We start from the raw sequence: 22497 nt of genomic DNA, 5'->3' as shown, positions 1-22497 counted from the left end.
GTTTGAGGCGAATTGTTTCTGACCAAGGCTTAGGTTCACTCATGGTGGTCTGAGCAATCCAGCCCAAGGTCCCTATATGGGCCGCCCTAGTAGGCAAATTGGACTTTTTGCTAGCCAGAAGCTGTTAGACAAGTTTAAAATCTGTTTCATGGCGAAACGAATTTTCCAGATCGGCCTTCTGATTGTCTTGCCGATCGTCTTGATGCTAAGTACTCTAACTCCCAGTGCAACCGCGTTTACCGAAGAGCAGCGGTTACTCAGCGAAGTGTGGCGCATTGTCGATCGAGCCTATGTAGACGACACATTTAATCATCAAAACTGGTGGTTAGTGCGGCAAAAGGCGCTACAGCAACCCCTGACGGACCGTGAACAGACCTATACGGCGATTCAGAAAATGCTGGCGACGCTGGACGACCCCTTTACCCGCTTCATGCGGCCAGATCAGTATCGCAGTTTGCAGACCAATACCTCTGGCGAATTGCTGGGCGTTGGGTTGCAAATCACTCAAGACGGTCCTTCCGGCGAACTGCGCGTGATCGCTCCGATTGAGGGGTCTCCGGCAGAGCAAGCTGGCATCAAACCCCGCGATCGCATTCTTAAGATCAACGGTGTCCCCACTTCAACGCTGAGCCTAGACGAAGCAGCAGAACGAATGCGCGGACCAATCGGTAGCCCAGTGACATTGACGGTGGCTCAAGAAAATGAGGACCTAACGAAAGCACGGGATGTGCAAATTGTGCGTAACCGCATTACTCTTAATCCGGTTTACGCTGAACTGCGCCCTCAGCCTGACGGTAAACCAATTGGCTATATCCGCCTCAGTCAGTTTAATGCCAATGCCGCCTTGGAAGTTGCCAATGCGATCAAGCGCATGGAGGCTGAAAATGTAGATGCCTACATTCTCGATTTGCGCAGTAATCCAGGTGGTTTGTTGCAGGCTGGTATTGAAGTGGCCCGCCTTTGGCTGGATGAAGGCACGATTGTCTACACTGTGAACCGCAACGGCATTCAGGATAGCTTTGTCGCCAACGGTCAAGCCCTGACGCAGGACCCGCTGATTGTGCTAGTGAATCAGGGGACAGCAAGTGCCAGTGAAATTCTAGCCGGAGCACTGCAAGATAACGGTCGGGCCAAGCTGGTGGGAGAGCGCACCTTTGGTAAAGGACTTATCCAATCCCTGTTCAACTTAGCAGATGGATCGGGGCTGGCCGTAACCATCGCCAAGTACGAGACGCCGAGCCATCACGATATCAATCGCCTGGGCATTTCACCCGATGTAGTCGTGTCGCTGGAGCCGCCCATTACCCGCGAGCAAATCGCCACCGACGCCGATCAGCAGTACCAGGTTGCCATTGAACTGTTGTCTCAAGACTCGGTATTGGCTGCTGGAGCTAGCTAGGGGCGTTGCCTCAATTTCAATCCTGCAATGACTTTGACTTCACGACGGGGACGAACCTATCATGACCCGCTGCAGGGCGCTATTTCGCTAGACTTGGGCGATCCAGTCGAAGCCCTGTTGATTCATTTGATCGACACACCTGCCTTCCAACGGCTGCGGCGGATTCGTCAACTTGGACCGGCTAGCCTTACCTTTCATGGAGCGGAAGCGTCGCGGTTTACCCATTCGCTTGGCGTGATGGCAGTGGCTCGTCGCGCCTTCGATCGATTGGCCAATCGCTATTCCCAACTTCAGCCCTATCGAGCTACGGTGCTCTGTGCTGCCTTATTGCATGACATTGGCCATGGACCGTTTAGCCACACTTGTGAAGAAATTTTTGGCTGTCAGCACGAAACCTGGACTATCCGCATTCTGCAAGAATCGCCGTTGCGCTGTTTACTCGATCAATTTGAGCCAGATTTGCTGCCCCAAATCGAACAAGTTTATCAGAAACGGCATCCAGTGTCCTGTGTGTGGCAGTTGGTTTCGAGCCAGTTGGATTGTGACCGACTGGACTATTTGATGCGAGACAGCTACTTTACCGGTGCGTCCTACGGCAAGCTTGACCTCGATCGGATCCTGATGGCGATGGAATTTGACCCGACGACAGAGCAACTGGTCGTCATCCGTAAGGGGATGACTTCCATTGAGCACTATTTGATTGTGCGGTATTTCATGTATGCCCAGGTTTACAACCATCCCAAAAATATTGCCGCCACCTGGGTTTTATCGCACGCTTTGCAGCGAGCCAGAGAGCTATTTGCAGCAGGAAATTTATGGGCTGATGATACGGTCACAGCTTGGCTGACGCAGGATTGTCACCAACTCAAGCTGCATGATTACCTCAGTGCTGACGATGGGGTATTTATCTACCATCTCCAGCGCTGGCAGCACCATTCCGACTCGATTCTAGCGGATCTGTGCCGCCGCTTTGTCGATCGGGATCTGTTCAAGACCCTGGATGTCACAGAAATGGCATTGGAACAGCAGCATGCCCTTTTGCAAAAAGCGCATCAGCAGTTAGCTCAGCAAGGCCTAGAGCCACACTACTATGCTGGACTCTGTACAGCCCAAAGTTGTGGTTATACCCTTTATCACCAAGGCATTAAAATCCAAACTGAGGCTGGGTTAAGTGAAATGAGTGAACTTTCACCGCTTGTGAAAAACCTAACCCAGCCATGGCAGCGCAGTTGGCTAATCTACCCGCGTCAGGTGCAGCTCGAATAATCGCTACCTGCTTGCGGCTCAAACTACAAAATAATCCGCTACTTTGAGCGCACCCCGTCCAGCATCACCTGGTTTAAACTGAATTCCGGTTACTTCAACCAGTAGGTCATTGGTTCTGGAGAAGGGAGCTTTGTTATCATTCACAGCCAAAAAGGTGCGTCTGCCCAAGCGGAAAAATACGGCTTCGTTGGCTCTGAGAGCCTGATTCCCGCGCCTTTTCTGATTCTTATCGGCAAAGGCGGATTGCACTGCTTTCGCTAGCCCACCTGTTTCTCTACCGGCATTAAACAGCCCTCTGGGTTTTTCGATGGTGGCTAGATTGTTATCAAAATCTAGGCCAAACAGATCGCGCTCAGCAGGGTTGGCATTAAAGGCGAAATCGGTAATTTTATCCATTACGCGCAGGGTGGATTGTCTTAAAGCTGCTCGTTGACTTGCACCTCGGAAATAGAAGCGATCGCCACCTGCTCCACCAGAGAGGGTATCTTTTCCGTTGCCGCCTACCAAAATATCGTTGCCAGCCTGGCCGGTAATCCGGTCATTACCATCGCCAGTGCTGATGATATCGTCTCCAGCACCGCCGCTTTGATCAGTGTTGTTGCCGCCATTGTCCTCGAACACTAGATTGGGGACAAAGTTACCAGCAATATCTGCGCCAGCAAACGTTTTGATCCTAAAATTACCAACTTCGTGGATGTTGGTTAGTGCTCCAGTAGAAGCCCCAAAACCAAAAGTGAGGGTGGAGGGTAGGGGACCATTGCCCCGCTGCACTGCATCCAGGTTAATCAACTCCTCACCAGGATCGGTAAAGTTGCCGTTTGCGTTTAGGTCCAGTTTGACCGACAAAACCCCGGTAGGGCTGAGGTCAACCTTGGCAGTGCGTCTGGCCTGTTCGCGGGTTACTCCAGCTCCCGGTACATCCAAACTGAAGCCGTTGGGTAATGTCTTGCCGTCCAGATAGACATAGTTAGTTGCTGCACTGCCTCTAACTACAACCGCGTCCGGCACACTGTTAGGACCACCATTCCGTCCTTCCAAATCGTTGGAAAAGCTGCCAAATTCGTCGAAGCCAATTCCTAGGTAGCCACCGGCAATACCCGGTTGACTCCTGGCACCGTCGTTGTAGGGGGCGTAGCCCAGAGATCCACCAAAACCACCTGCTGCTCTAATCGGCTGACTACCATCAACAATGAAAAAACTGATGCCATCAGCTCCGTCGCCACCGTAGGAGTAGAAATCAAAGGTGATGGAAAGTCCGTTAGCAGAAGGAACAATCGTGTTAAACGGAAGATATGCCGTCTGGAAAGGCTGAGCATCCGTCAATTTCACAATATCGGTTTGTGCCATAGTCTGTATGTACGAATCTGTGGACAAGCTTGGAAGGTGAAAATAGCGTTGGCGAACCAGCGCTACTCAGCCAGGTTGTAGTATCAAAGTTGATCAATTTAGAGCGCTTGGCTCCGGCATGAAGGACTGCTAAATGCTCGCTAGGGGGATTGCATTACTCGAATGAGCAACAGAATTGCAGCAACTCAGCGGCTGGACAGCTAAGTTCAGCAATCCATAACAAAACAGCTCATTTAGTATGAAATTGAGCTTTTACTGGGGGTGAACTTCTCCCTAGAGTTTCGGATAGAAGATGGTAGAAATGCTGCGATTTTAGTGTAAGTTCACCGAAGTTTCACTGAGGAACTGCTTCAATAAACCCTGTATAAAGTTTTTTAAATATAAACGGATGTAGCTTCTAGGTAGTTCTAGGGATCCCGTGGCCGTCCTCCATCCCGGGCTGCAATAGGAATTTGTCCTAGGCTAAGTGACTCTACCAATGCCAATATCTACCGTTTAATTTGGTTGACTGACTTATCAGTAAAGACAAAATCTAAGTCTTTTGAAGATTACTGTGAACGATTTGAATGAATATACTAAGAATACATCATCAACGGAATAGGCAAAATTAAACATTAAACCTAGAACAGACGGAATACCTGTTAGGTTTAGCCTGCAATTACCTTGATCGCCTGGGGAATTACCCGAAACGTTGCTGGAGTTTGAGTCACAATTTCACCATCTGTATCAATCAGTTGGGGCGGCTCGGCATCAATCTCGATGATTTGTCCTTGCCAGGTGCGAACGCCCTTTCCTGGAGAAAAACGGCCTTGGCTGAGGGCCGGTAGCAAAGAGAAGGCTTGCCACCAGTGTTTAACTTCTAGGCTGCACAAATCAAGCCGGCTGTCATCAATCGCAGCATCGGGAGCAACTGGAAGACCACTGCCGTAATAGCGTCCGTTGCAGATCGTGATTTGAAACGTTTCGACCGGCACGACTTTGCCGTTGCAGCGGATTCGTGCTTGAAAGCGGGGCTGCTGATGGATCAGCTTCAGAGCTGTTAGCCCATAGGCAATGACCCCCCAACGTCGCTTTAAACCTTTCGGAACTTGACGGTTAATTTGGGCACTCAATCCCATACCTGCCACGTTGAAAAAATATTCTCCGTTCACCCAACCCAAATCGATTGGTTGCAGCTTGCCCGCAGCAATTAGGCGGCAGGCGCTGGGTAAATGACTGGGGATGTTGAGCGAGCGGGCTAAATTGTTAGCTGTTCCTAGTGGCAGCACGCCTAACGGCAACTGAGTTTCTAGCAAACCTTCAATAGCGGCATTAATGGTGCCGTCACCGCCTCCCACAATCACTAGGTCAATCTGTTCCCGATACTGGCAAATGAGTTGGGGTAAGCGTTCAGGTACCTCTGCGGATTCCTCCAGCAGGGTAAAGCCTTGGGTGGTTAGCTCATGCTGTGCTTGCTGGCGGGCAAGATCACCTTGTCGCGCATGGGGGTTAATCAGGAGTAAGGCCCGTTTCACGTGTTTTTGTAGGTTGCTTGCGATTTTGGGTTCTGATTCCAGTTAAGCGCGAGCGTAACTAAATGTTAAATAGATGAATTGCAATTGACTCAAATGATAAATACAATTGTCAGCCCAATTATGGCGCTGAAGCCTGGTTTGGCAAACATCCTAGCAGCTCTGGGAGCCTTGCCCTTCATTGCCGATCATACTTTCGCGTAAGAATTTTTAACACAAACGCTCATCAAATCAGTCTACTGTAACAATTTAGGTGTACTTTTTCCGGTGCATCTGCTGTTTGTTAAGACCTATCTAAAAGATTCGTCAGCGGTTTGTAAAGGCCAAAGCTGAGGAAAATTTTGGATGGGATTCAGTGCTGCTTCAAGGACAATAACCAAAGTACCAAATCCTTTGAGTGCTGAGACGCCAAATCGACAAATCATCAATCAACGTTGGGATAGGACCTTTAGCATGACCAGTAATCTAGCAACTAAATTGCGCGAAGGAACCAAAAAAGCTCATACCGCTGCTGAGAACATGGGCTTTATCAAGTGTTTCCTCAAGGGCGTTGTGGAAAAGGCTTCCTATCGGAAGCTAGCGGCCAACTTTTACTATGTCTACTCTGCAATGGAAGAAGAAATGGAACGCCATCGCGAGCACCCGGTGGTTTCTAAAATCTACTTTCCAGAACTGCACCGCAAGGCCACTCTAGAGCAAGATCTGCACTACTACTTTGGCAACAATTGGCGCGATCAGATTGCCCCTTCTGCGGCCACGAAAGAGTATGTAGCTCGGATTCGAGAAGTTGGTAACACCGCGCCAGAACTGCTGGTGGCTCATTCCTACACGCGCTACATCGGCGATTTGTCTGGTGGCCAAATCCTGAAGAAAATTGCTCAAAAAGCGATGAATTTGGGCGAAGGCGAGGGAACGGCTTTCTACGAGTTCGAGCAAATTTCCGATGAGAAAGGCTTCAAGGCTAAGTATCGGGCTAACTTGGATGAAATGCCAATCGATGATGCCACAGCGGATAAGATTGTGCAGGAAGCAATCGACGCCTTTGGAATGAACATGAAGATGTTCAAAGAGCTAGAAGGTAGCTTGATCAAAGCAATTGGTCAGATGCTCTACAACAGCTTGACCCGTCGTCGCACTCGCGGCAGCACCGAGTTGGTACCGGCTGAATAATCACTTCACCCATCGCTGATTCTCTAGCTTAGAGCTGGGGTCGGGGTTGGAAATTGGGGAGACACCCATCCTCGCTTTCTGATTCTGATCACCAGCTCAATGGTTTTAAACCATTGTTTTAGCCGCTATGATTGAAAAATCGGCTTTCATTCGGTCACTTAGCCTCAGATCTGACTGCCTGACAGTCGAAACTCAACACTTGTCAGCCAACCAGGCTTGAAACCCGCTTCTTCAGATCAGACTAACAATCAAATTAACGAATCAAGTTACTGAATTCAAATGCCTAACTTTGCTGCTTTCAGTTTGTTTCTCACCGCTGCGTTCATTCTCAGCATTACGCCCGGACCTGGAATGCTTTATGTCCTAACGCGCAGTTTGCACGGTGGTCGGCAAGAAGGACTAGTCTCTGCGCTGGGAACCTTTATCGGTGGATTCTTCCACGTTTTGGCAGCGGCGATTGGACTATCGGCGGTTTTGATGGCTTCTGCTGTGGCATTCAGCGTGGTTAAGTATGCTGGGGCAGCCTATTTGATTTATTTAGGCATGCGGATGTTACTGAGTCGGCGGGAGTTGCTGCATTCAATCAACTCCCGTGGCAGTGGTAACCAACGTGCCCTGTACCAAGGAATTGTCACCGAAATCCTCAACCCCAAAACCGGGTTGTTTTTCCTGGCCTTTATTCCCCAGTTCGTTGACCCCTCTAGCAATACGCTGCTTCAGTTTCTGTTGTTGGGGCTAATTACAATCAGCTTTAACTTTACGGTGGATGTAATTGTAGCCGCCTTTGCGGGGCCTTTGGGCAGTTACTTTCAAAGCCATCGTCGGTTTAGACAGCGGCAGCGTACTTTCTCAGGCTGTTCCATGATTGGCTTAGGAGCTTATGTAGCTTTGGCCGAGCAGAAGTAATCATGCTGCATGATAGGATGAGTTCCTGGTCTTTACCTGCCGACTTGCTCTTCTATTCGCTCTCAGGCCATTGGCTATTAGGCGACTAGAGCGGTGGCACGGCTCTTGTTTTGCTCGATCCGGATCCTTCAGGGTAACTCGAAGCAGGTAATCGATCGCCATTCCTTCAAATGCCGAACTGGACGATGCGTTTCGACAAAGTTTTAATTGCCAATCGAGGGGAAATTGCGTTACGAATCCTCCGTACCTGTGAGGAGATGGGGATTGCAACCGTTGCTGTCCATTCCACCATTGATCGTCACGCCCTTCATGTTCAGTTGGCAGATGAAGCTGTTTGCATTGGGGAACCTCCTAGCAGCAAGAGCTATCTCAACATTCCCAACATCATCGCTGCTGCCCTAACCCGCAATGCAACGGCTATTCATCCTGGTTACGGCTTCTTAGCAGAAAATGCTCGCTTTGCTGAGATCTGTGCCGATCACCAAATCGTGTTTATCGGTCCCAGCCCTGACGCGATCCGTTCAATGGGTGACAAATCCACTGCTAAAGAAACGATGCAGCGCATTGGTGTGCCGACGATCCCAGGCAGCGAAGGTTTGCTAACCGACGAGAAGGAAGCGCTGACCATCGCACAGCAAATTGGCTATCCGGTGATTATCAAGGCAACGGCGGGCGGCGGCGGGCGGGGCATGCGCTTGGTGCGAAGTGAAGAAGAATTGGTGAAATCCTTCCTGGCAGCCCAAGGCGAAGCCGAAGCAGCCTTTGGCAATGCGGGCGTATACCTGGAAAAATTTATTGAGCGACCTCGCCACATTGAAGTGCAGGTGTTAGCCGATAGCCACGGGAATGTGATCTACCTAGGTGAGCGGGATTGTTCGATCCAGCGCCGTCATCAAAAACTGCTAGAAGAAGCACCCAGCCCAGCGCTGACGCCAGAATTGCGCCAAAAAATGGGAGCTGCTGCCGTGCGAGCGGCCCAGAGCATCAACTATGTCGGAGCGGGAACCGTCGAATTTTTGCTGGATCGATCGGGCAGTTTCTATTTCATGGAGATGAATACCCGCATCCAGGTGGAACACCCCGTCACCGAGATGATTACCGGCCTCGACCTGATCGCAGAGCAACTCCGGATCGCGCAAGGGGAACGGCTGCATCTCACCCAAGAACAGGTGCAGTTTCGCGGCCACGCAATTGAATGCCGGATTAACGCCGAAGATCCTGACCATAACTTTCGACCCCATCCCGGGCGAATTAGTGGCTATCTGCCTCCCGGCGGTCCAGGTGTGCGAATGGATTCTCATGTTTATACTGATTATGAGATTCCTCCCTACTATGATTCGCTCATCGGTAAGCTGATTGTTTGGGGCCATGACCGACCCACCGCAATCAACCGCATGCGTCGCGCCCTGCGAGAATTTGCCATTACAGGAGTGCCTACCACCATTGGCTTTCATCAGCGCATTTTAGATACGCCAGAATTTGTAGAAGGTGAGGTTTACACCAACTTTGTGGAACAGGTGATGATGCGACCGAAAGATGGATAACTTTCACCGGCTTGGGGCTAGATTGGCGGCTGTGTTTCATCGACCAGAACCGTTTCTGGAAGAAGATGGTCAGAAACTTAAGGCGTCGCGCATCTACACCCGCCGTCGAGGGACAGCCCTGGTCGAATCCGATCTGGGCATTCTGCTGGTCTCAGAAGATGGAGTTCGCTTTTCGTTACCGGGTGGGGCTGCCAATAAAAGCGAGTTAGACATCCAGGCCGCGATTCGGGAACTGCACGAAGAAACCGGACTGTGTGCCTATTCGGCTAAATACCTGTTTAGCCATCTAGGGGACGTGCGTAAGCGGGGCGCTCAATACAACCGCAATTACCATCAGGTGTTTCTAATCGAGGCCGAGGGAGTACCAACGCCCAGGCAAGAGATCAAAGTCATCCAGTTTTACCGACCGGGCGATGAGATCAAAATTTCTGACTCGACGCAAAAGATTTTGCAGAAATATCGAGACTATCGAGCATTGCAAGTCAATGGCCGAGGAGAATGGGCTGGCGGAACTGGATAGCCCTGGGACTGATCAATTAGCGTCCTGCGAGTTAAGCAATCGCAGTCAAGCAATTACAGTTAAGCAATCACAAAGTTTTTGGCGTTGAGGTCTGCCGGAGTCAGATTCTCGAGGGTTGCCAGTAGCTCAAAGCGGTTACCCGTCCCATCTACATCGACTTTGACAGCTAACCCAGTTTCCACCTGCTCCACTTGCACGAACTGCTGATATCGAGCAAGGCTGGTTTCTCCTGGATAGCCCTGCTGAAAAATACCGCGCAAATCCAACAGGTCTTCGCTTGGGTTAAAGTCTTTGATCCGATCGTTGCCCTGACTGACGGCGCTGTAGACAAACATGTCGCGTCCTTTGCCGCCAACCAGGACATCGTTCCCTGTACCGCCTGTAATCACATCATCACCTTTACCGCCCAACAGAGTATCGTTGCCATCCCCGCCATCAATTTGGTCCCGACCTTTGCTGCCAATGATGCGGTCGTTGCCAGCGTTCCCTTCGAGCCAGTCGTTGCCTTTGCCACCGTTGATCAAATCATTGCCTTTACCGCCAAGCACCCGGTCATTGCCGAATCGCTCTTTGCGAAATCCGGGGAAAATTTTGTCATCCCCGCCATTGCCAAAAATCACGTCACGGAACGGTGTGCCCTGAAGAATTTCAGCTCGATTGCTGCCTCTAAGCTTCACTCCTGCTCTGGTCTGACGGAATTGGATTGCTGGTAAGGCTTGGCCGGTTTCGCCACGAACGACTGGTCCAGACGGAGGCGGTACAATTAGGGGCTGGAGGGGTTGGTTGGCAGCGGTAACGTTGATGAACATTGTGGCCTGGCTGCTGAGTGCTTTGCCATCACCCACTTGGAAGTTGAACTGGGCATAGGGGATACCGCTGCTAGCTGGAGCTGGTTGAAACTTGAGTGTGGCTAGAGCAGCGACGGCAATGCGTTGATTCAGGCTGATGGACTCGTTGGCATCGATTGTATTGTTGCGGTTGGCATCCAAAAACAGTTCCCCTGCCGTTTCCAGCTTCGTGATTCTGATGGTTTTGAGGGTGTCTCCATCCACATCGGCAAAGGGAAAATCGCTGGCCTTGAAGGTGTAGGTCTGATTTTCAGGGATGGTAACGGTATTGCTCTGGGTCGTGGGTGCGTCGTTTTGAGCTGTGATCTGAACATCGACAGTAATCAGATCGCTGTTGCCACTACTGTCGCTGACAGCGATCTCAAAGCGATCGATACCGTTGTAGTTGGCTACTGGAACATAGCTAACTTTGCCTGTATCGGCCACTCCCACCGTGCCGTAGGCTGCACCCATTTGAACTGTCCAAAACAGCGGCTCGTTATCGGCATCCGTGGCGCTTAGGGTCAGATCAAATCCTTTTGGGGTGCCGTCTTCGTCCATAACGACAGTGATGGCATCTCCTTCCGCGATGATCGGGCTGTCTGGATCATCAATTACATCAAAACTGAGTGTATAGGCTTGAGCGCTGTAGGTCTTGCCATCGCTAACTTTGAATGTGAAACTGGCGTAATCTTGGCCGTTGTCATCCCCAGTAGGAGCAAAGGTCAGCTTGCCAAGATCTGCCACCGCAATGGTTTGATTGATCTGGACGACTTGGCCATCATAAAGCAGCGTACCGGCGCTGGGCAGAGAGGTAATCTGAACGGCTTGCAGGCTGTCTTCCGAATCGACATCGCTAAAGGAGAAGTCGCCTGACTTGAAGGTGTAAATACTGTTTTCGGCAATTTCGAGTTTGCTATCTTGAGCGGTGGGTGCGTCCTGCTGAGGTGCAATCTCTACCTCAACGGTGATCGTATCGCTACCGCCGTTGCCGTCACTAACCTCAACCTCAAAGCTATCCGTACCGTTGTAGTTGGGATTGGGGATGTAGCTGACTTTACCATTACTGTCGATGCTGGCTGTGCCATGAATTGCTGCGGTTTTGATCGTCCAGGTGAGGGGATCGTTCTCAGCATCGGTGGCATTGAGGGTTAAATCAAAGATTGTGGGCGAGTTGTCCTCGTCCATCTTGACGGTTGTAGTCACTCCGGTTGTGATGATGGGCGCATCGGGTTGAGCCGTTACATCAATGCTCATGGTCTGGGCACTGCTGTAGGCTCTGCCGTCGCTAATTTTGAAGTTGAACGTGGCGTAGCCCGTACCGTTACCGTTAGCCGCAGGGCGGAATTTCAGCTTGGCTAGATCAGCCGTGAGAATTTCTTGATTCAGGGCAACGACCTCACCGCCATCGAGGATATTGTTTTCGTCGCTGTCAAAAAACAGCCCCCCGGCACTGGGCAAGCGGGTAATCTGTACCTTCTGCAAGCGGTCGCCATTGTCAGTATCAATAAAGGCAAAGTCGGAGGCTTGAAAGGTATAGATCTCGTCTTCATTGATGCTGAGGGTTTTATCCGCAGATGCGGGGGCAGTGTTGGGAATCAGGGTGCCAAAATCCAGGGTTGCTGTTGCTTCTGCCGCTACGGTTGTCGTGTTCGTAGCCCAACTGTAAATCGGTTCGGATGAGGAGCGCTCTCCAACCGTTGTCACCTTAAACGCTGATGCCAGAGCTGCATTGCCATCCAAGTTCGAGAAGTGCAGGATGGCGCGCCCCCCTGCATTGACATAGTCGATCAGCCCTGTGAAATTGGGAGCATCGGTTTCAGCCGTAACAATGATCAGAGTGCTGTTGGGATCTGCTGCGGTAACGGCGGCCTCAAACCCTGCCATCGTTGCACTGGAATAAATTTGAGGCGTGAGTCCCAGATTTGTGGCAGCAGTTTGGAAAAGGGTTTCTGTCTCTCCTTGTAGGGCGTGATAGATCAGAACGCTGCTCACCCCACTGCTGAGGAGCTGAATTTCTTGGGTTGCTAAAGCCAAGCCTTCTGAATCCACCAAGGCTGCGTCAACCGAGAAGCCGTTCACCAGAGTACGCTTTGAATTGCCCAGCACAATCGCTGCTGCGTTGGCCGTTTTAGCCGCTGTATAGCCTGCTAAGGCAATGCCATCACCAGTGGGTTCAAGCCGATCGCCTGCATCAGCGTCAGCGTCACGGAACCCTGAAACACCTGGAATACTCGAAGCCGTGAGCGGAGAGGTTTGCTGCCAGCCAGGCTGAAGCACTTGGGCAATGCTATAGGTTCCAGCAACTAAGCCGGTAAACATATAGATGCCGTTCGCATCAGTGACGGTTGAGGTCTCACCCGTATCTAGCTGACCATTTTTATCTGCATCCAGGTAAACGGTCACACCTTCTAACTCAGGCTCCATCGCATCTTGAACTCCGTCCCCATCCCAATCACTCCATACCTTGCCTGTGATGCTTGCTAAGGTGGCAGGATAGTTCTCCAAAATCTGCGGTTGTAGGGCCAGAGTTTTGTCAACTGGGCCAATCGATTCCTCCAATTCCCAGTTTCCTCCTAAGGCTGCGCTTCCGGTTAAGGTTTTAGATGCGGCAATGCCAGCTCCCGTGAATTGATGCAGCTGTTCTAGAAATTCGGCTCCAGTTGCACCAGCCGCGACGTGGCAGCCATAGAGCAGCAGCGTTGGGGGCTGGGCGGTTGAGAACGGGTGGGAGAACCAGGATTGCAAATCCCAAGCATAGCGTTCGACGGTGGCTAAGCTCAGTTGGGTGTTGCCAAGAAGCAAACAACCCGGTTCAGCGTGGCAGATAATATGCAGGCTGATGATATCGGTGTGAGCTTGCAGCGCTTCTGTGATTTGCAGGACACCATCGCGAGTTGGATCGAGCACAATTGCGGCTGCTTCTGGTGTAACGCCTGCGGCTAACTGATCAGCAGCAGTTACATGGGGGTCAATGATCACCAAAATCGGCTTTTGAGCAGTAGATGACCGGCTAGGTAGAGCGTGACGATGGGTGGACAGGGTGGTGTTCATAGATCACAGAAGATCAGCTAATCAAATAGATGAAATTGAGTTGACAGTGCTGCCCCAGGCGCAAAATGGGCCTGCTTCAACCAGTGGGGGCTTCATGTCCGGTTTTATACGGTTCTCTGCAACTCCGTTCACCGTAATACTGCCGAGAAAATTGGCCGGATCGCTGCCTAACTGGGGAGAATCGCGGACGATTTGACCGGTTGATTCAGACGATCGTGCGACCCGATTTGGGCGACAATGTAGAGCGGTGTTACAAATTATTGCGGGGGTAAGTGATGCTAAAAGCAGCGGATGTGATGTCTGAAGCGATCACGATCCGAGGGTCTGCTACCGTGGCAGATGCCGTAAAGCTGATGCGAGAAAAAGGGGTGCATGCCTTAATTGTGAATCGTCGTCATGATCAGGACGCCTATGGCATTCTGACTGAAACGGACGTGGTCTATAAAGTTACAGCCTACGGTAAAGATACGAAGCGTATCCGCGTTTGTGACATTATGACCAAGCCCTGTATCGTAGTGAATCCCGATTTGGGTGTGGAGTATGTGGCGAGATTGTTTGCCAACACAGGCATCCATCAAGCTCCAGTGATTCAGAGCGACTTGTTGGGTATCATCACCATCCGCGACATCCTAACCAAGGGCGATTTTGTCGAACAGCCGAAGGAAATTCTACTAGAGCAGCGAATTGAAGCGGCAATTGAGCAGGCCCGTGCCATTTGTGCTGAGAAAGGAGCAACCTCACCGGAATGTGCTGTAGCGTGGGATGAGGTGGAAGAGCTGCAAGCCGAAGCAGCCCATCAAAAGGCAGATCAAGTTTTCGTTGGCAAAACGGCCTTTGAACTCTATTGTGAAGAAAACCCCGATGCTCTGGAAGCCAGGATCTACGACAACTAGGGTTTAGCGATTAGTGGCAATTTGAGTAGAGATGATCTGTTGAACTAAGCTGCTGAACTAAGCTGACTTATTAGTTGAATTGAACATCTCTACTGTTCTACAGCTAGATTTAAAGTTAGATTTAACCCGGTTGAATCTGTAGTGAAAAAGCACGAATGAATCTGTGCTAAGCAAAACGAAACCGTTGAGCTAATTTGCTCAAAACTGTAAATCCTGCGAAGGGGGCAGGGGGTTTAGCCGCCGCAGTTGTTGCTTGAGTAATCGACTTTAACCGCTGCATGGCCCAAATTTGAACTTGGGCGTTAGAACAGTTGATCAGATGGTGACAGAGGCTGAGTGCTCGTTCGGACTGTCCATTCTGCTCGTAAATTTCGATTAAATGCATCTGGGCGCGTAAGTAGTCTCTAGAGGTGAGTTGGTCGTTCACAGCACAGTCGTGGCAAAACGCTTCTAGAATGCCAACGGCCTGCGAGTGTTGCCCTTGGGATAGGGCCAGTAAACCCGCTTCTAGCGACACAGGTGATACAGTAGAAGTCTCCATAGCTTGATCTCCACAACGCTGCTTAGAATTACCTATAACGTTGTCTCCCGCTAGGATGCTGATTTGGCATCCGCCGAAAAAGCAACTTTTTAAGAAATAGCCGGATTGGGTAGCATATTTTAACCGTGAATCCGTCAAAATTGAGATTAGCTTCAGCCGTTGTATTTGCGTATTCCTGACCATGACAGCCCAGATTCTCTCTTCTGCCCTAACCACACTGGCCCAGCAAACCCGTGAGGCCGCTCGCAAACTGGCGATTTTGTCGCTTGCAGATCGCAATCAGGCGATCGAGGCGATTGCTCAAGCGCTAGAAGCAGCAACCCCTGAGATTTTGGCGGCCAACCAGACCGACTGTGAAATGGCCCTACAGGAAGGCTTGTCTCGCTCGCTTTACGGGCGGCTGAAGCTGGATGCCGATAAACTCAAGGGCGCGATTGCTGGCGTGCGCGATGTGGGCCGCCTGCCCGATCCGCTTGGGGCGGTACAAATTCATCGGGAACTGGATGATGGCCTGGTTCTGCAGCGGGTTTCCTGTCCATTGGGTGTGCTGGGCGTAATTTTTGAAGCGCGTCCGGATGCGGTGGTGCAGATCGCATCGTTGGCAATCAAATCAGGAAACGGCGTGATTCTCAAGGGCGGCAAAGAAGCGGTCCGCTCCTGCGAGGCTCTGGTCAAGGCAATTCATCAAGGGTTGACGCAAGTGGGCATCAATCCGGCAGTCGTGCGGCTGCTAACCACTCGTGAAGAAACCCTAGAGCTATTGCGCCTAGACCAGTATGTAGATTTAATTATTCCGCGAGGTTCTAATTCCTTTGTGCGATTTGTGCAGGAGAATACACGCATCCCGGTGTTGGGCCATGCAGATGGAATCTGCCACCTTTATATTGATCAGGCTGCCGATTTGGAAAAAGCCGTCACGATTGCGGTAGATGCCAAAACCCAGTATCCCTCTGCCTGCAATACGATTGAAACGCTGCTGGTGCATCGGGCTGTCGCAGCTGCCTTTTTGCCTCAGGTGGCGGCGGCTCTGCAAGCGAAGGAAGTCGAGCTACGCGGCGACCAATCAACCTGCGAACTCATCGATGCGATTGCAGCAACCGCAGCCGACTGGTCCACCGAATATAGCGATTTGATTCTGTCGATCAAGCTTGTGGACTCGCTGACCGAGGCCGTTGAGCACATCAATACCTACGGCTCTCGCCATACTGAGGCGATTGTCACGGAAAATCTTCAGGCAGCGGCAGAATTCATGGCCCAAGTAGATGCAGCGGGCGTTTTTCACAACTGCTCGACTCGGTTTGCAGATGGATTCCGCTACGGTTTTGGGGCAGAAGTAGGCATCAGTACACAAAAAATGCCGCCTCGTGGTCCAGTAGGTTTGGAAGGGTTAGTCACCTACAAATATAAGCTGATGGGCGATGGGCATGTTGTAGCCACCTACAGCGGAGCCGCTGCTAAAGCCTTTACCCATCGGGATCTGTGAAGCTGATCGATCTCAGAAGCTGGCCGGAATCGATTCATCAGACGGGCAAAAAACGGGCAAAATATAGGGGTTCATCTTCGCAGTCAGGCGATTCTATGATGGGTACGCTGTCTCAGCCTCTAGAACCCGCTAAAACTGAACGTCTAGCCGTTGTCCAAACCTATGGGCTACGTAAGGTTTACCGAACTGGCTTTTGGTTGAACCAAAAAGTGGTGTCGCTGCAAAATTGTAGTCTAGAGGTTTACCAAGGCGAGACGTTTGGGCTGTTGGGGCAGAACGGAGCGGGTAAAACTACCTTGCTGAAAACCCTGCTGGGGATTATTCGGCCTACATCGGGTCGGGGTATGCTGCTGGGCAAGCCACTGGGGGATCGCAGTGTCAAGAGCCAGATTGGTTATCTACCTGAAAATCCCTATTTCTACGATTTCCTGACCGGCTGGGAGTTTCTTAGGTATGCTGCTGGGTTGTTTCAAATTCCGCTAGAAGTGCAGCGGCGGCGTATTCCCGAACTGTTGGATTTGGTTGGCTTGGCGCAGTCGGCAGCGCGGAAAAAGCAACTACGGCAGTACTCGAAGGGGATGCTGCAACGAATCGGTATGGCCCAGGCGTTAATTAACGACCCGCAGGTTGTGTTTTTGGATGAGCCGATGTCTGGCCTCGATCCGCTGGGGCGCTACCAAATGCGGGAAATTATTCTGGCGCTCAAATCCCAGGGCAAAACGATTTTTTTCAACAGCCATGTGCTGTCTGATGTAGAGAAAATTTGCGATCGGGTAGCAATTTTGGCACGGGGCGAGTTGCTGTGCATCGGTTCACTTCAGGAACTGCTGGGCACGGCTGACCTATATCAGGTAAAAATCCGCAATGGCAACCCAGAGATCCTGCGCCGCTGGATTCCCGACCTGGAGTTTCAGGACAACCACTGGCAGGGGCATCTCAAAGGCGATCCGCAGGATTTTTTTGCCAGTTTGCAACTCATGGGTGCGCAACTAATCGGCATGAACTTGGCTCGCCCCTCGTTAGAAGAATTCTTTGTGCAGCAACTGCGTCAACGGGGTCTACATGCCAGTGAGTAATAGCGAGAGTAATAGAGTCAACTTAAAGTGGCTCGCTTCAACCGGCCTCGCGGTGGTTTTTTGGCACCATTGTTGGCGGGAGGATTAGGGTCTTGGGCGATTGGTAGGGTGAAGTGGAATTTGCTGCCTTTGTCTCGACCATCTGACTCAGCCCAAATCTGGCCGCCCAAGCCCTTGACGATTTGCCGGCAGATGGCCAACCCCAAGCCGGTACCGCCTGCGGTGCGTCGTAAAGCTCCTTCTTCTTGATAAAAGCGATCAAAGACTGTCTCTAGCCGGTTCGGTTCAATGCCGCGACCTGTATCAGTTATCGTCACTTCTAGCATTTTGCCGCCGTTGGGTTTTGCTTCAATCACCACTTCGCCTTCGGGTTGGGTGAATTTGCAGGCATTGTCCAATAGCTTGGATAATACTTCTACTACTCGCTCACCGTCTGCCCGCACAGGGGGTAGTTCACTCGGTACCTGAGCGCTAATGTGAGGTAAGGCACCATCGGTTTGACGGGTGCGGATGCTGCTGACGGCTAGATTTACACATTCATCGAGCGCAATTGGCTCTAAATGCCACTCGACTCGACCGCTCTCTAACCGCGAAAGGGTAATAAAGTCCTGGATCAGTTTTCGCATCCGTTCGGCATCGGTGAGGGCCGTGTTTAGCATCACCTGACGCAATTCTGGCGGCATGTCGGGTTCGCTAGAGAGGCTCTCCAGGCAAACTTGGATCGTGGAAAGGGGTGTGCGGAGTTCGTGGCCGGTAATCGCAATCAGGTTACTGCGGGTTCGTTCTAGGGCTTCAAGCTGCTGATTTAGGTCTTCTAGATTGGCATAGGACTCGGCTTGAATCAGGGCCACCCCCAACTGAGTCGCAACCGCTTCCACCATATCGATCTCACCCGGCGACCAATTGTGAGGATCAGCTTGACAGTGATGTAGCTCAACCGCTCCCAGCAATCGCCCTTGGTAGATCACCGGCACCATTAGCCAAGAACGAATCTGCCACTGTTCAATCCGAGCTTTGAGCGGCGAGAGGTTAATCTCTGCCGATTGACTCGTATCCGGAATGCTAATTGGTTCTCGTCGTTCGGCAACTGCCTGAAATAACACATGATTCTGTAATGGCCAAGTTTGTCCCAGCAAAGACGGCAGACCTGCATCCGAGCGAAACTCGTGCATAATCGTTGTCTCTGGGTCCGAAGCTTTGCAGCGATAGATTAAGCAGCGGCATACCTGCATCGCCTGCCCCAACTCTTCGACCGCCACTTTGAAGATTTCGTTCGGGTCGAGGGACTGACGAATCGCCGAGGTGATCAGGTTAATCAGACGTTCTTGCTGCTCTTTTGCCGCAATTGAGCGGTAAGCTTTTTGCAGCTTGTATTGTCCGGCTTGTAAATAGGTGACCAGCCGCTGGGCAAACGGATCCGGATCGATGTCCCGCACGCCTCCAGACTGATCAGATAAAAACTCCGCCTTAGCTTGCTTAATTTTGGCGGCTAGTTCGGGACGATAAACGAAGATTCGATCCAGCAAGATTTCCGCCGCCCGACAACTCACCTGCCGATCAAAGGTCCAGATACCCTCAAAGCGACGAGTCTGGTCCATCATTGGCAAAACGTGAGCCGCATCTTGCTTGCTGTCTGCGGCCTGCCGTTCGTGACAAATTAAACAGGTTGAGTACTGCTGGCCAATTACGACTAGATGCCACTCCTGGCTAAGCTGATCGTCCGGCTCAAACGCAATCGTCTCGTATTCGCGAGAAGCATTGGTAAAACTAGTTTCTGGTGCTGCTAGGACATAAACGTGGGGAGTAATAGCAGCGATCCGCTCATAGCGATGAGCTTCCTGACGATAGAAGCGCTCGCGCTGGAAGCTGGCAATAATTAGAGGAGGCTGGGACCCACCCGCCAAAACCTGATCTTCCATCGCATGGGAAAGCGCTGTGAGAGAAGATTTGAAATAAAGTTGGGGTCGCAACTGGGGTGAGCTTTGCAGTAACTCTTCCAGTACGGAAGTTTGAATGCTCATCGATGGTTTGTCTCAGCACCAAAGAATAATAGTTAAATCACCGCCGGACGTGATGTCGCATGTCCTTGTTCTCAAAGGGTAGATTCAAAATCAATCGAGAGGCCAGTTATTACTGGATTTAGATCTATCGGGTTCACTCTCCACTATATAGTTTTGTTCAAAATGAGCGCGACTTCAATTTATCCCATCCCAACTGAAGCGAATACTTTGCTGTAAAGTGACAATATGTACGATGACGACGACCTAACAGTACTAGAAGCGGAGATCGAGCTGGATCCGCTAGATCAGGTAGGGCTAGACGACGATCCAACCGAAGCCGCTACGCCCGATCCGGATGTGATGCTGGCGTGGCTAGAATCTCCCCAGAATCAGCAGCGCATGTTAGCTGCTCGAGCCTTTTGTGAATTGGAGGATGCCCGGGCCATCCCCCGTCTGATTGCTCTATTGACCGATCCTTGTCCCCTCGTGCGGGTGAGTGCGGCCTATGGGCTGGGGCGTAACCCTAGTTCAACGGCAGTTGAGCCGCTGATCGCCCAACTTCAGCGCGATTGGAACGGCTATGTCCGCAAAGGCATTGTCTGGGCATTGGGCAACTGTCGCGATCGACGCTGCTTGGAACCATTGACCGATGCTCTCAGGACCGATATTTCTGCCGTGCGGTTGTGGGCTGCAAGTGCCTTGGCACAAATGGCCGATGTTAGCTACGACGTAATTATTTCAACGCTTCCACCCCTGATTGAAGGGCTGAGGCGCGATCCAGTGGCGGCGGTTCGCAGCAATTGTGCCTGGTCGATTGGTCAACTCTGCCGGGAACTGCCTTCTAATGTGGTTTATGCCACAGCTATTGATGCCTTGATCGAAGCGTTTGCCGAAGATCCGGAAATGGGCGTGCGAGAAGATGCTAAAACAGCAGTCCTGAAGGTGGGTGATACCCGAGGACTGCAAGTAATTGAGGAGCTAGAACTAGAAGGGTGGCAATAGAAGACGCGAGCGCTTCACCCCATCAAAATCACCCGATCAATCACATGAATTACACCGTTGTCGGCCTCAATATCGGCTGCCACTACCGTCGCGTTTTTCACCTCGAAGCTATCTTTGCAGTTGATAGGAATAGGCGACCCTTCAATCGAAGTGACCGTACCTAGCTTGGCCAAATCCTCCTTCATCAACTTGCCTGCTACCACATGAAAAGTGAGGATGCGAGTCAGCTGAGGAATGTTCTGCACCAGGGTGGTAACGGTACCTGGGGGTAGCTTGGCAAATGCCTCATCATTGGGAGCAAAAACAGTGAACGGGCCTGGACATTTTAGGGTTTCTACCAACCCAGCTGCTTGAACAGCCGTGACCAAAGTTGTGAAGGATCCTGCACCTACCGCAATATCTACAATATCAGCCATAGATTTCAGTCGATACTCTACCTAAACTGCAAAAAAAGCGCTGCATAGAGAAAAATTGCGCTGGTGCAAGCCGTTGTTACTACCGACTGATGCAGGAATTGGGAATTTAGGTGCTACCTGAACCCAACACAACTTCTCTAAATTCTATGCAACGCTTACTGGAAGGGAACTCATGTAGTTGCCATTAACCATATCATATCCCCGAATAATATAGATGAAAATCTCTAGTTCTGATATCTGTGATAGACTTGATTCTATTAATTAACCATCCCGGCTGAGAATCCCTATCTGAGAAATGGGTAGGACTGGCAGGGCTAGATATACAGAGCTGAGGGTTAACCCGGCAACTTTGTTCAATAAGCTTAATAAAATATAGATTTCCCTTATTTTGTTCAACTGATTGTTGCGATCACCTCATTGCATTTCATTGCCTGAAATGACCTTGTTCAAGTTGGGCCAGTTCCTGAATATCTGATCTGGCTCACCGGTTTTTGTTAAATCCCCTGTCCATTGAATAAATAAAGGAGAATAGGCCGTTGATTCACGCGACCTTGCACCAGCTAAAAGTTTTCGAGGCAACTGCCCGTCATGGTAGCTTCACTAGAGCTGCCGAAGAATTGTTTTTGACCCAGCCAACGGTGTCGATGCAGGTAAAGCAGTTGACAAAAGCCATCGGCCTGTCTCTGTTTGAGCAAGTCGGTAAACGGCTTTATCTGACCGATGCCGGACGCGAGCTATATTCAACCTGTCAAGAAATCTTCCAGCGGTTAGACCAGCTTGAAATGACCGTTGCCGATCTCAAAGGGATGAAGCAAGGCAAACTGCGGCTAGCGGTGATTACAACCACAAAATACTTCATGCCGCGTTTGCTGGGGCCGTTTTGCCAGCGCTACCCTGGGATTGATGTGTCCCTCACCGTCACGAACCACGAGCGGGTGATTGACCGCCTGAATAACAACCAGGATGACCTGTACGTGATGAGCCAGTTGCCGGACAACATGGACATCAAGTCTCGCCCATTCTTGGAAAACCCTCTGGTTGTTGTGGCCCCACTTGATCATCCTTTAGCTGGAGAAAAACAGATTTCCCTGAAGCGATTGGCTGAAGAGTCCTTCATTATGCGTGAACCTGGTTCGGGTACCCGTGGTGCGTTTCAAAAACTTTTGGATGCACAAAAGCTGAGTGTGAAGGTACGATTAGAACTGGGTAGCAATGAGGCCATCAAGCAGGCCGTGGCAGGCGGATTGGGTTTATCGGTGCTATCTCGTCATACGCTGATGCCAGAAGCCGCCAACAGTGATCTGACCATTCTAGATGTGGAAGGCTTTCCCATTTCCCGGCAGTGGTATGTGGTGCATCTAGCTGGCAAACAACTTTCTGTCGTTGCCAATACGTTCTTGGAATACCTCTGCGACGCGGCAGAAAAGCTCTCTGGTGGGTTTGCTGGCGTTTCCGACTGGGCTAAATACCGGGAATTGAAAGATGAGTTGCCATCACTAGAATTGCCAGAGGAGCAAAAAGACGTTGTAATGCAAGGATGAT

Annotated in this window: 17 protein-coding genes; 11 read left to right on the top strand and 6 right to left on the bottom strand. The window is 50.9% G+C overall.

Annotated elements, in window-relative coordinates; genetic code table 11:
* Positions 1-148: 148 nt before the first annotated feature.
* Complete coding sequence (gene ctpA, locus HJG54_RS18260) at positions 149-1399, top strand: carboxyl-terminal processing protease CtpA (protein ID WP_316430479.1); 1251 nt, start codon at positions 149-151, stop codon at positions 1397-1399.
* Between the two features lie 27 nt (positions 1400-1426).
* Positions 1427-2665, top strand: coding sequence for an HD domain-containing protein (locus HJG54_RS18255; RefSeq protein ID WP_316430478.1), 1239 nt, complete (start codon positions 1427-1429; stop codon positions 2663-2665).
* Positions 2666-2683: 18 nt separating this feature from the next.
* Here HJG54_RS18255 and HJG54_RS18250 read toward each other — a convergent pair whose 3' ends face one another.
* Positions 2684-4012, bottom strand: a complete 1329-nt coding sequence (locus HJG54_RS18250) for a bluetail domain-containing putative surface protein (protein ID WP_316430477.1) — start codon at positions 4010-4012, stop codon at positions 2684-2686.
* A 647-nt stretch (positions 4013-4659) separates the two neighbouring features.
* Positions 4660-5526: a lipid kinase gene (locus HJG54_RS18245; protein ID WP_316430475.1), complete on the bottom strand. Its 867-nt coding sequence runs from the start codon at positions 5524-5526 to the stop codon at positions 4660-4662.
* 450 nt (positions 5527-5976) lie between these two features.
* On the opposite strand from HJG54_RS18245, the gene HJG54_RS18240 reads away from it, so the two are divergent.
* From HJG54_RS18240 to HJG54_RS18225, 4 genes are all read left to right on the top strand, one after another.
* On the top strand, positions 5977-6693 hold the full coding sequence (locus HJG54_RS18240) for a heme oxygenase (biliverdin-producing) (RefSeq protein WP_316430473.1): 717 nt from the start codon (positions 5977-5979) through the stop codon (positions 6691-6693).
* Between the two features lie 279 nt (positions 6694-6972).
* On the top strand, positions 6973-7599 hold the full coding sequence (locus HJG54_RS18235) for a LysE family translocator (protein WP_035997243.1): 627 nt from the start codon (positions 6973-6975) through the stop codon (positions 7597-7599).
* 185 nt (positions 7600-7784) lie between these two features.
* Positions 7785-9143: an acetyl-CoA carboxylase biotin carboxylase subunit gene (gene accC / locus HJG54_RS18230; RefSeq protein ID WP_036006463.1), complete on the top strand. Its 1359-nt coding sequence runs from the start codon at positions 7785-7787 to the stop codon at positions 9141-9143.
* A complete protein-coding gene (locus HJG54_RS18225; RefSeq protein WP_316430472.1) occupies positions 9136-9663 on the top strand; it encodes an NUDIX domain-containing protein in 528 nt (175 codons plus the stop codon). The genes accC and HJG54_RS18225 overlap by 8 nt, the downstream gene beginning before the upstream one ends.
* 59 nt (positions 9664-9722) lie before the next feature.
* Here HJG54_RS18225 and HJG54_RS18220 read toward each other — a convergent pair whose 3' ends face one another.
* Complete coding sequence (locus tag HJG54_RS18220) at positions 9723-13544, bottom strand: Ig-like domain-containing protein (protein ID WP_316430470.1); 3822 nt, start codon at positions 13542-13544, stop codon at positions 9723-9725.
* Between the two features lie 296 nt (positions 13545-13840).
* On the opposite strand from HJG54_RS18220, the gene HJG54_RS18215 reads away from it, so the two are divergent.
* Positions 13841-14437 (top strand): CP12 domain-containing protein, encoded by a 597-nt coding sequence (locus tag HJG54_RS18215; protein WP_316430468.1) that lies wholly within the window; start codon positions 13841-13843, stop codon positions 14435-14437.
* Between the two features lie 166 nt (positions 14438-14603).
* Here HJG54_RS18215 and HJG54_RS18210 read toward each other — a convergent pair whose 3' ends face one another.
* A complete protein-coding gene (locus HJG54_RS18210) occupies positions 14604-14978 on the bottom strand; it encodes a hypothetical protein (RefSeq protein ID WP_316430466.1) in 375 nt (124 codons plus the stop codon).
* A gap of 181 nt (positions 14979-15159) precedes the next feature.
* Here HJG54_RS18210 and HJG54_RS18205 point away from each other — a divergent pair, with 181 nt between their 5' ends.
* Complete coding sequence (locus HJG54_RS18205; RefSeq protein WP_316430465.1) at positions 15160-16461, top strand: glutamate-5-semialdehyde dehydrogenase; 1302 nt, start codon at positions 15160-15162, stop codon at positions 16459-16461.
* A 95-nt stretch (positions 16462-16556) separates the two neighbouring features.
* Positions 16557-17537, top strand: coding sequence for an ABC transporter ATP-binding protein (locus tag HJG54_RS18200; RefSeq protein WP_316430463.1), 981 nt, complete (start codon positions 16557-16559; stop codon positions 17535-17537).
* Between the two features lie 17 nt (positions 17538-17554).
* Here HJG54_RS18200 and HJG54_RS18195 read toward each other — a convergent pair whose 3' ends face one another.
* Complete coding sequence (locus HJG54_RS18195; protein ID WP_316430462.1) at positions 17555-19558, bottom strand: DICT sensory domain-containing protein; 2004 nt, start codon at positions 19556-19558, stop codon at positions 17555-17557.
* Positions 19559-19783: 225 nt separating this feature from the next.
* Between HJG54_RS18195 and HJG54_RS18190 the strand changes: the two genes are divergently transcribed.
* On the top strand, positions 19784-20539 hold the full coding sequence (locus HJG54_RS18190; RefSeq protein ID WP_316430461.1) for a HEAT repeat domain-containing protein: 756 nt from the start codon (positions 19784-19786) through the stop codon (positions 20537-20539).
* A 14-nt stretch (positions 20540-20553) separates the two neighbouring features.
* On the opposite strand, the gene HJG54_RS18185 is transcribed toward HJG54_RS18190, so the two are convergent.
* Positions 20554-20955: a fasciclin domain-containing protein gene (locus tag HJG54_RS18185; protein WP_316430460.1), complete on the bottom strand. Its 402-nt coding sequence runs from the start codon at positions 20953-20955 to the stop codon at positions 20554-20556.
* Between the two features lie 536 nt (positions 20956-21491).
* On the opposite strand from HJG54_RS18185, the gene HJG54_RS18180 reads away from it, so the two are divergent.
* Complete coding sequence (locus HJG54_RS18180; protein WP_051924775.1) at positions 21492-22496, top strand: LysR family transcriptional regulator; 1005 nt, start codon at positions 21492-21494, stop codon at positions 22494-22496.
* Position 22497 lies beyond the last annotated feature (1 nt).

Origin of the sequence: Leptolyngbya sp. NK1-12, from assembly GCF_032598965.1 — a bacterium.
Lineage (GTDB): Bacteria > Cyanobacteriota > Cyanobacteriia > Elainellales > Elainellaceae > Elainella.
This window is presented reverse-complemented; position numbering and strand designations above follow the sequence as displayed.

Coding starts and splice junctions, on each gene's coding strand:
- HJG54_RS18240 (WP_316430473.1), top strand. CDS start 5,977: ATGACCAGTAATCTAGCAACTAAATTGCGCGAAGGAACCAAAAAAGCT.
- HJG54_RS18200 (WP_316430463.1), top strand. CDS start 16,557: ATGATGGGTACGCTGTCTCAGCCTCTAGAACCCGCTAAAACTGAACGT.
- HJG54_RS18235 (WP_035997243.1), top strand. CDS start 6,973: ATGCCTAACTTTGCTGCTTTCAGTTTGTTTCTCACCGCTGCGTTCATT.
- HJG54_RS18190 (WP_316430461.1), top strand. CDS start 19,784: ATGTACGATGACGACGACCTAACAGTACTAGAAGCGGAGATCGAGCTG.
- HJG54_RS18215 (WP_316430468.1), top strand. CDS start 13,841: ATGTCTGAAGCGATCACGATCCGAGGGTCTGCTACCGTGGCAGATGCC.
- HJG54_RS18210 (WP_316430466.1), bottom strand. CDS start 14,978: ATGGAGACTTCTACTGTATCACCTGTGTCGCTAGAAGCGGGTTTACTG.
- HJG54_RS18220 (WP_316430470.1), bottom strand. CDS start 13,544: ATGAACACCACCCTGTCCACCCATCGTCACGCTCTACCTAGCCGGTCA.
- HJG54_RS18225 (WP_316430472.1), top strand. CDS start 9,136: ATGGATAACTTTCACCGGCTTGGGGCTAGATTGGCGGCTGTGTTTCAT.
- HJG54_RS18185 (WP_316430460.1), bottom strand. CDS start 20,955: ATGGCTGATATTGTAGATATTGCGGTAGGTGCAGGATCCTTCACAACT.
- HJG54_RS18250 (WP_316430477.1), bottom strand. CDS start 4,012: ATGGCACAAACCGATATTGTGAAATTGACGGATGCTCAGCCTTTCCAG.
- HJG54_RS18255 (WP_316430478.1), top strand. CDS start 1,427: ATGACTTTGACTTCACGACGGGGACGAACCTATCATGACCCGCTGCAG.
- ctpA (WP_316430479.1), top strand. CDS start 149: ATGGCGAAACGAATTTTCCAGATCGGCCTTCTGATTGTCTTGCCGATC.
- HJG54_RS18205 (WP_316430465.1), top strand. CDS start 15,160: ATGACAGCCCAGATTCTCTCTTCTGCCCTAACCACACTGGCCCAGCAA.
- HJG54_RS18195 (WP_316430462.1), bottom strand. CDS start 19,558: ATGAGCATTCAAACTTCCGTACTGGAAGAGTTACTGCAAAGCTCACCC.
- accC (WP_036006463.1), top strand. CDS start 7,785: ATGCGTTTCGACAAAGTTTTAATTGCCAATCGAGGGGAAATTGCGTTA.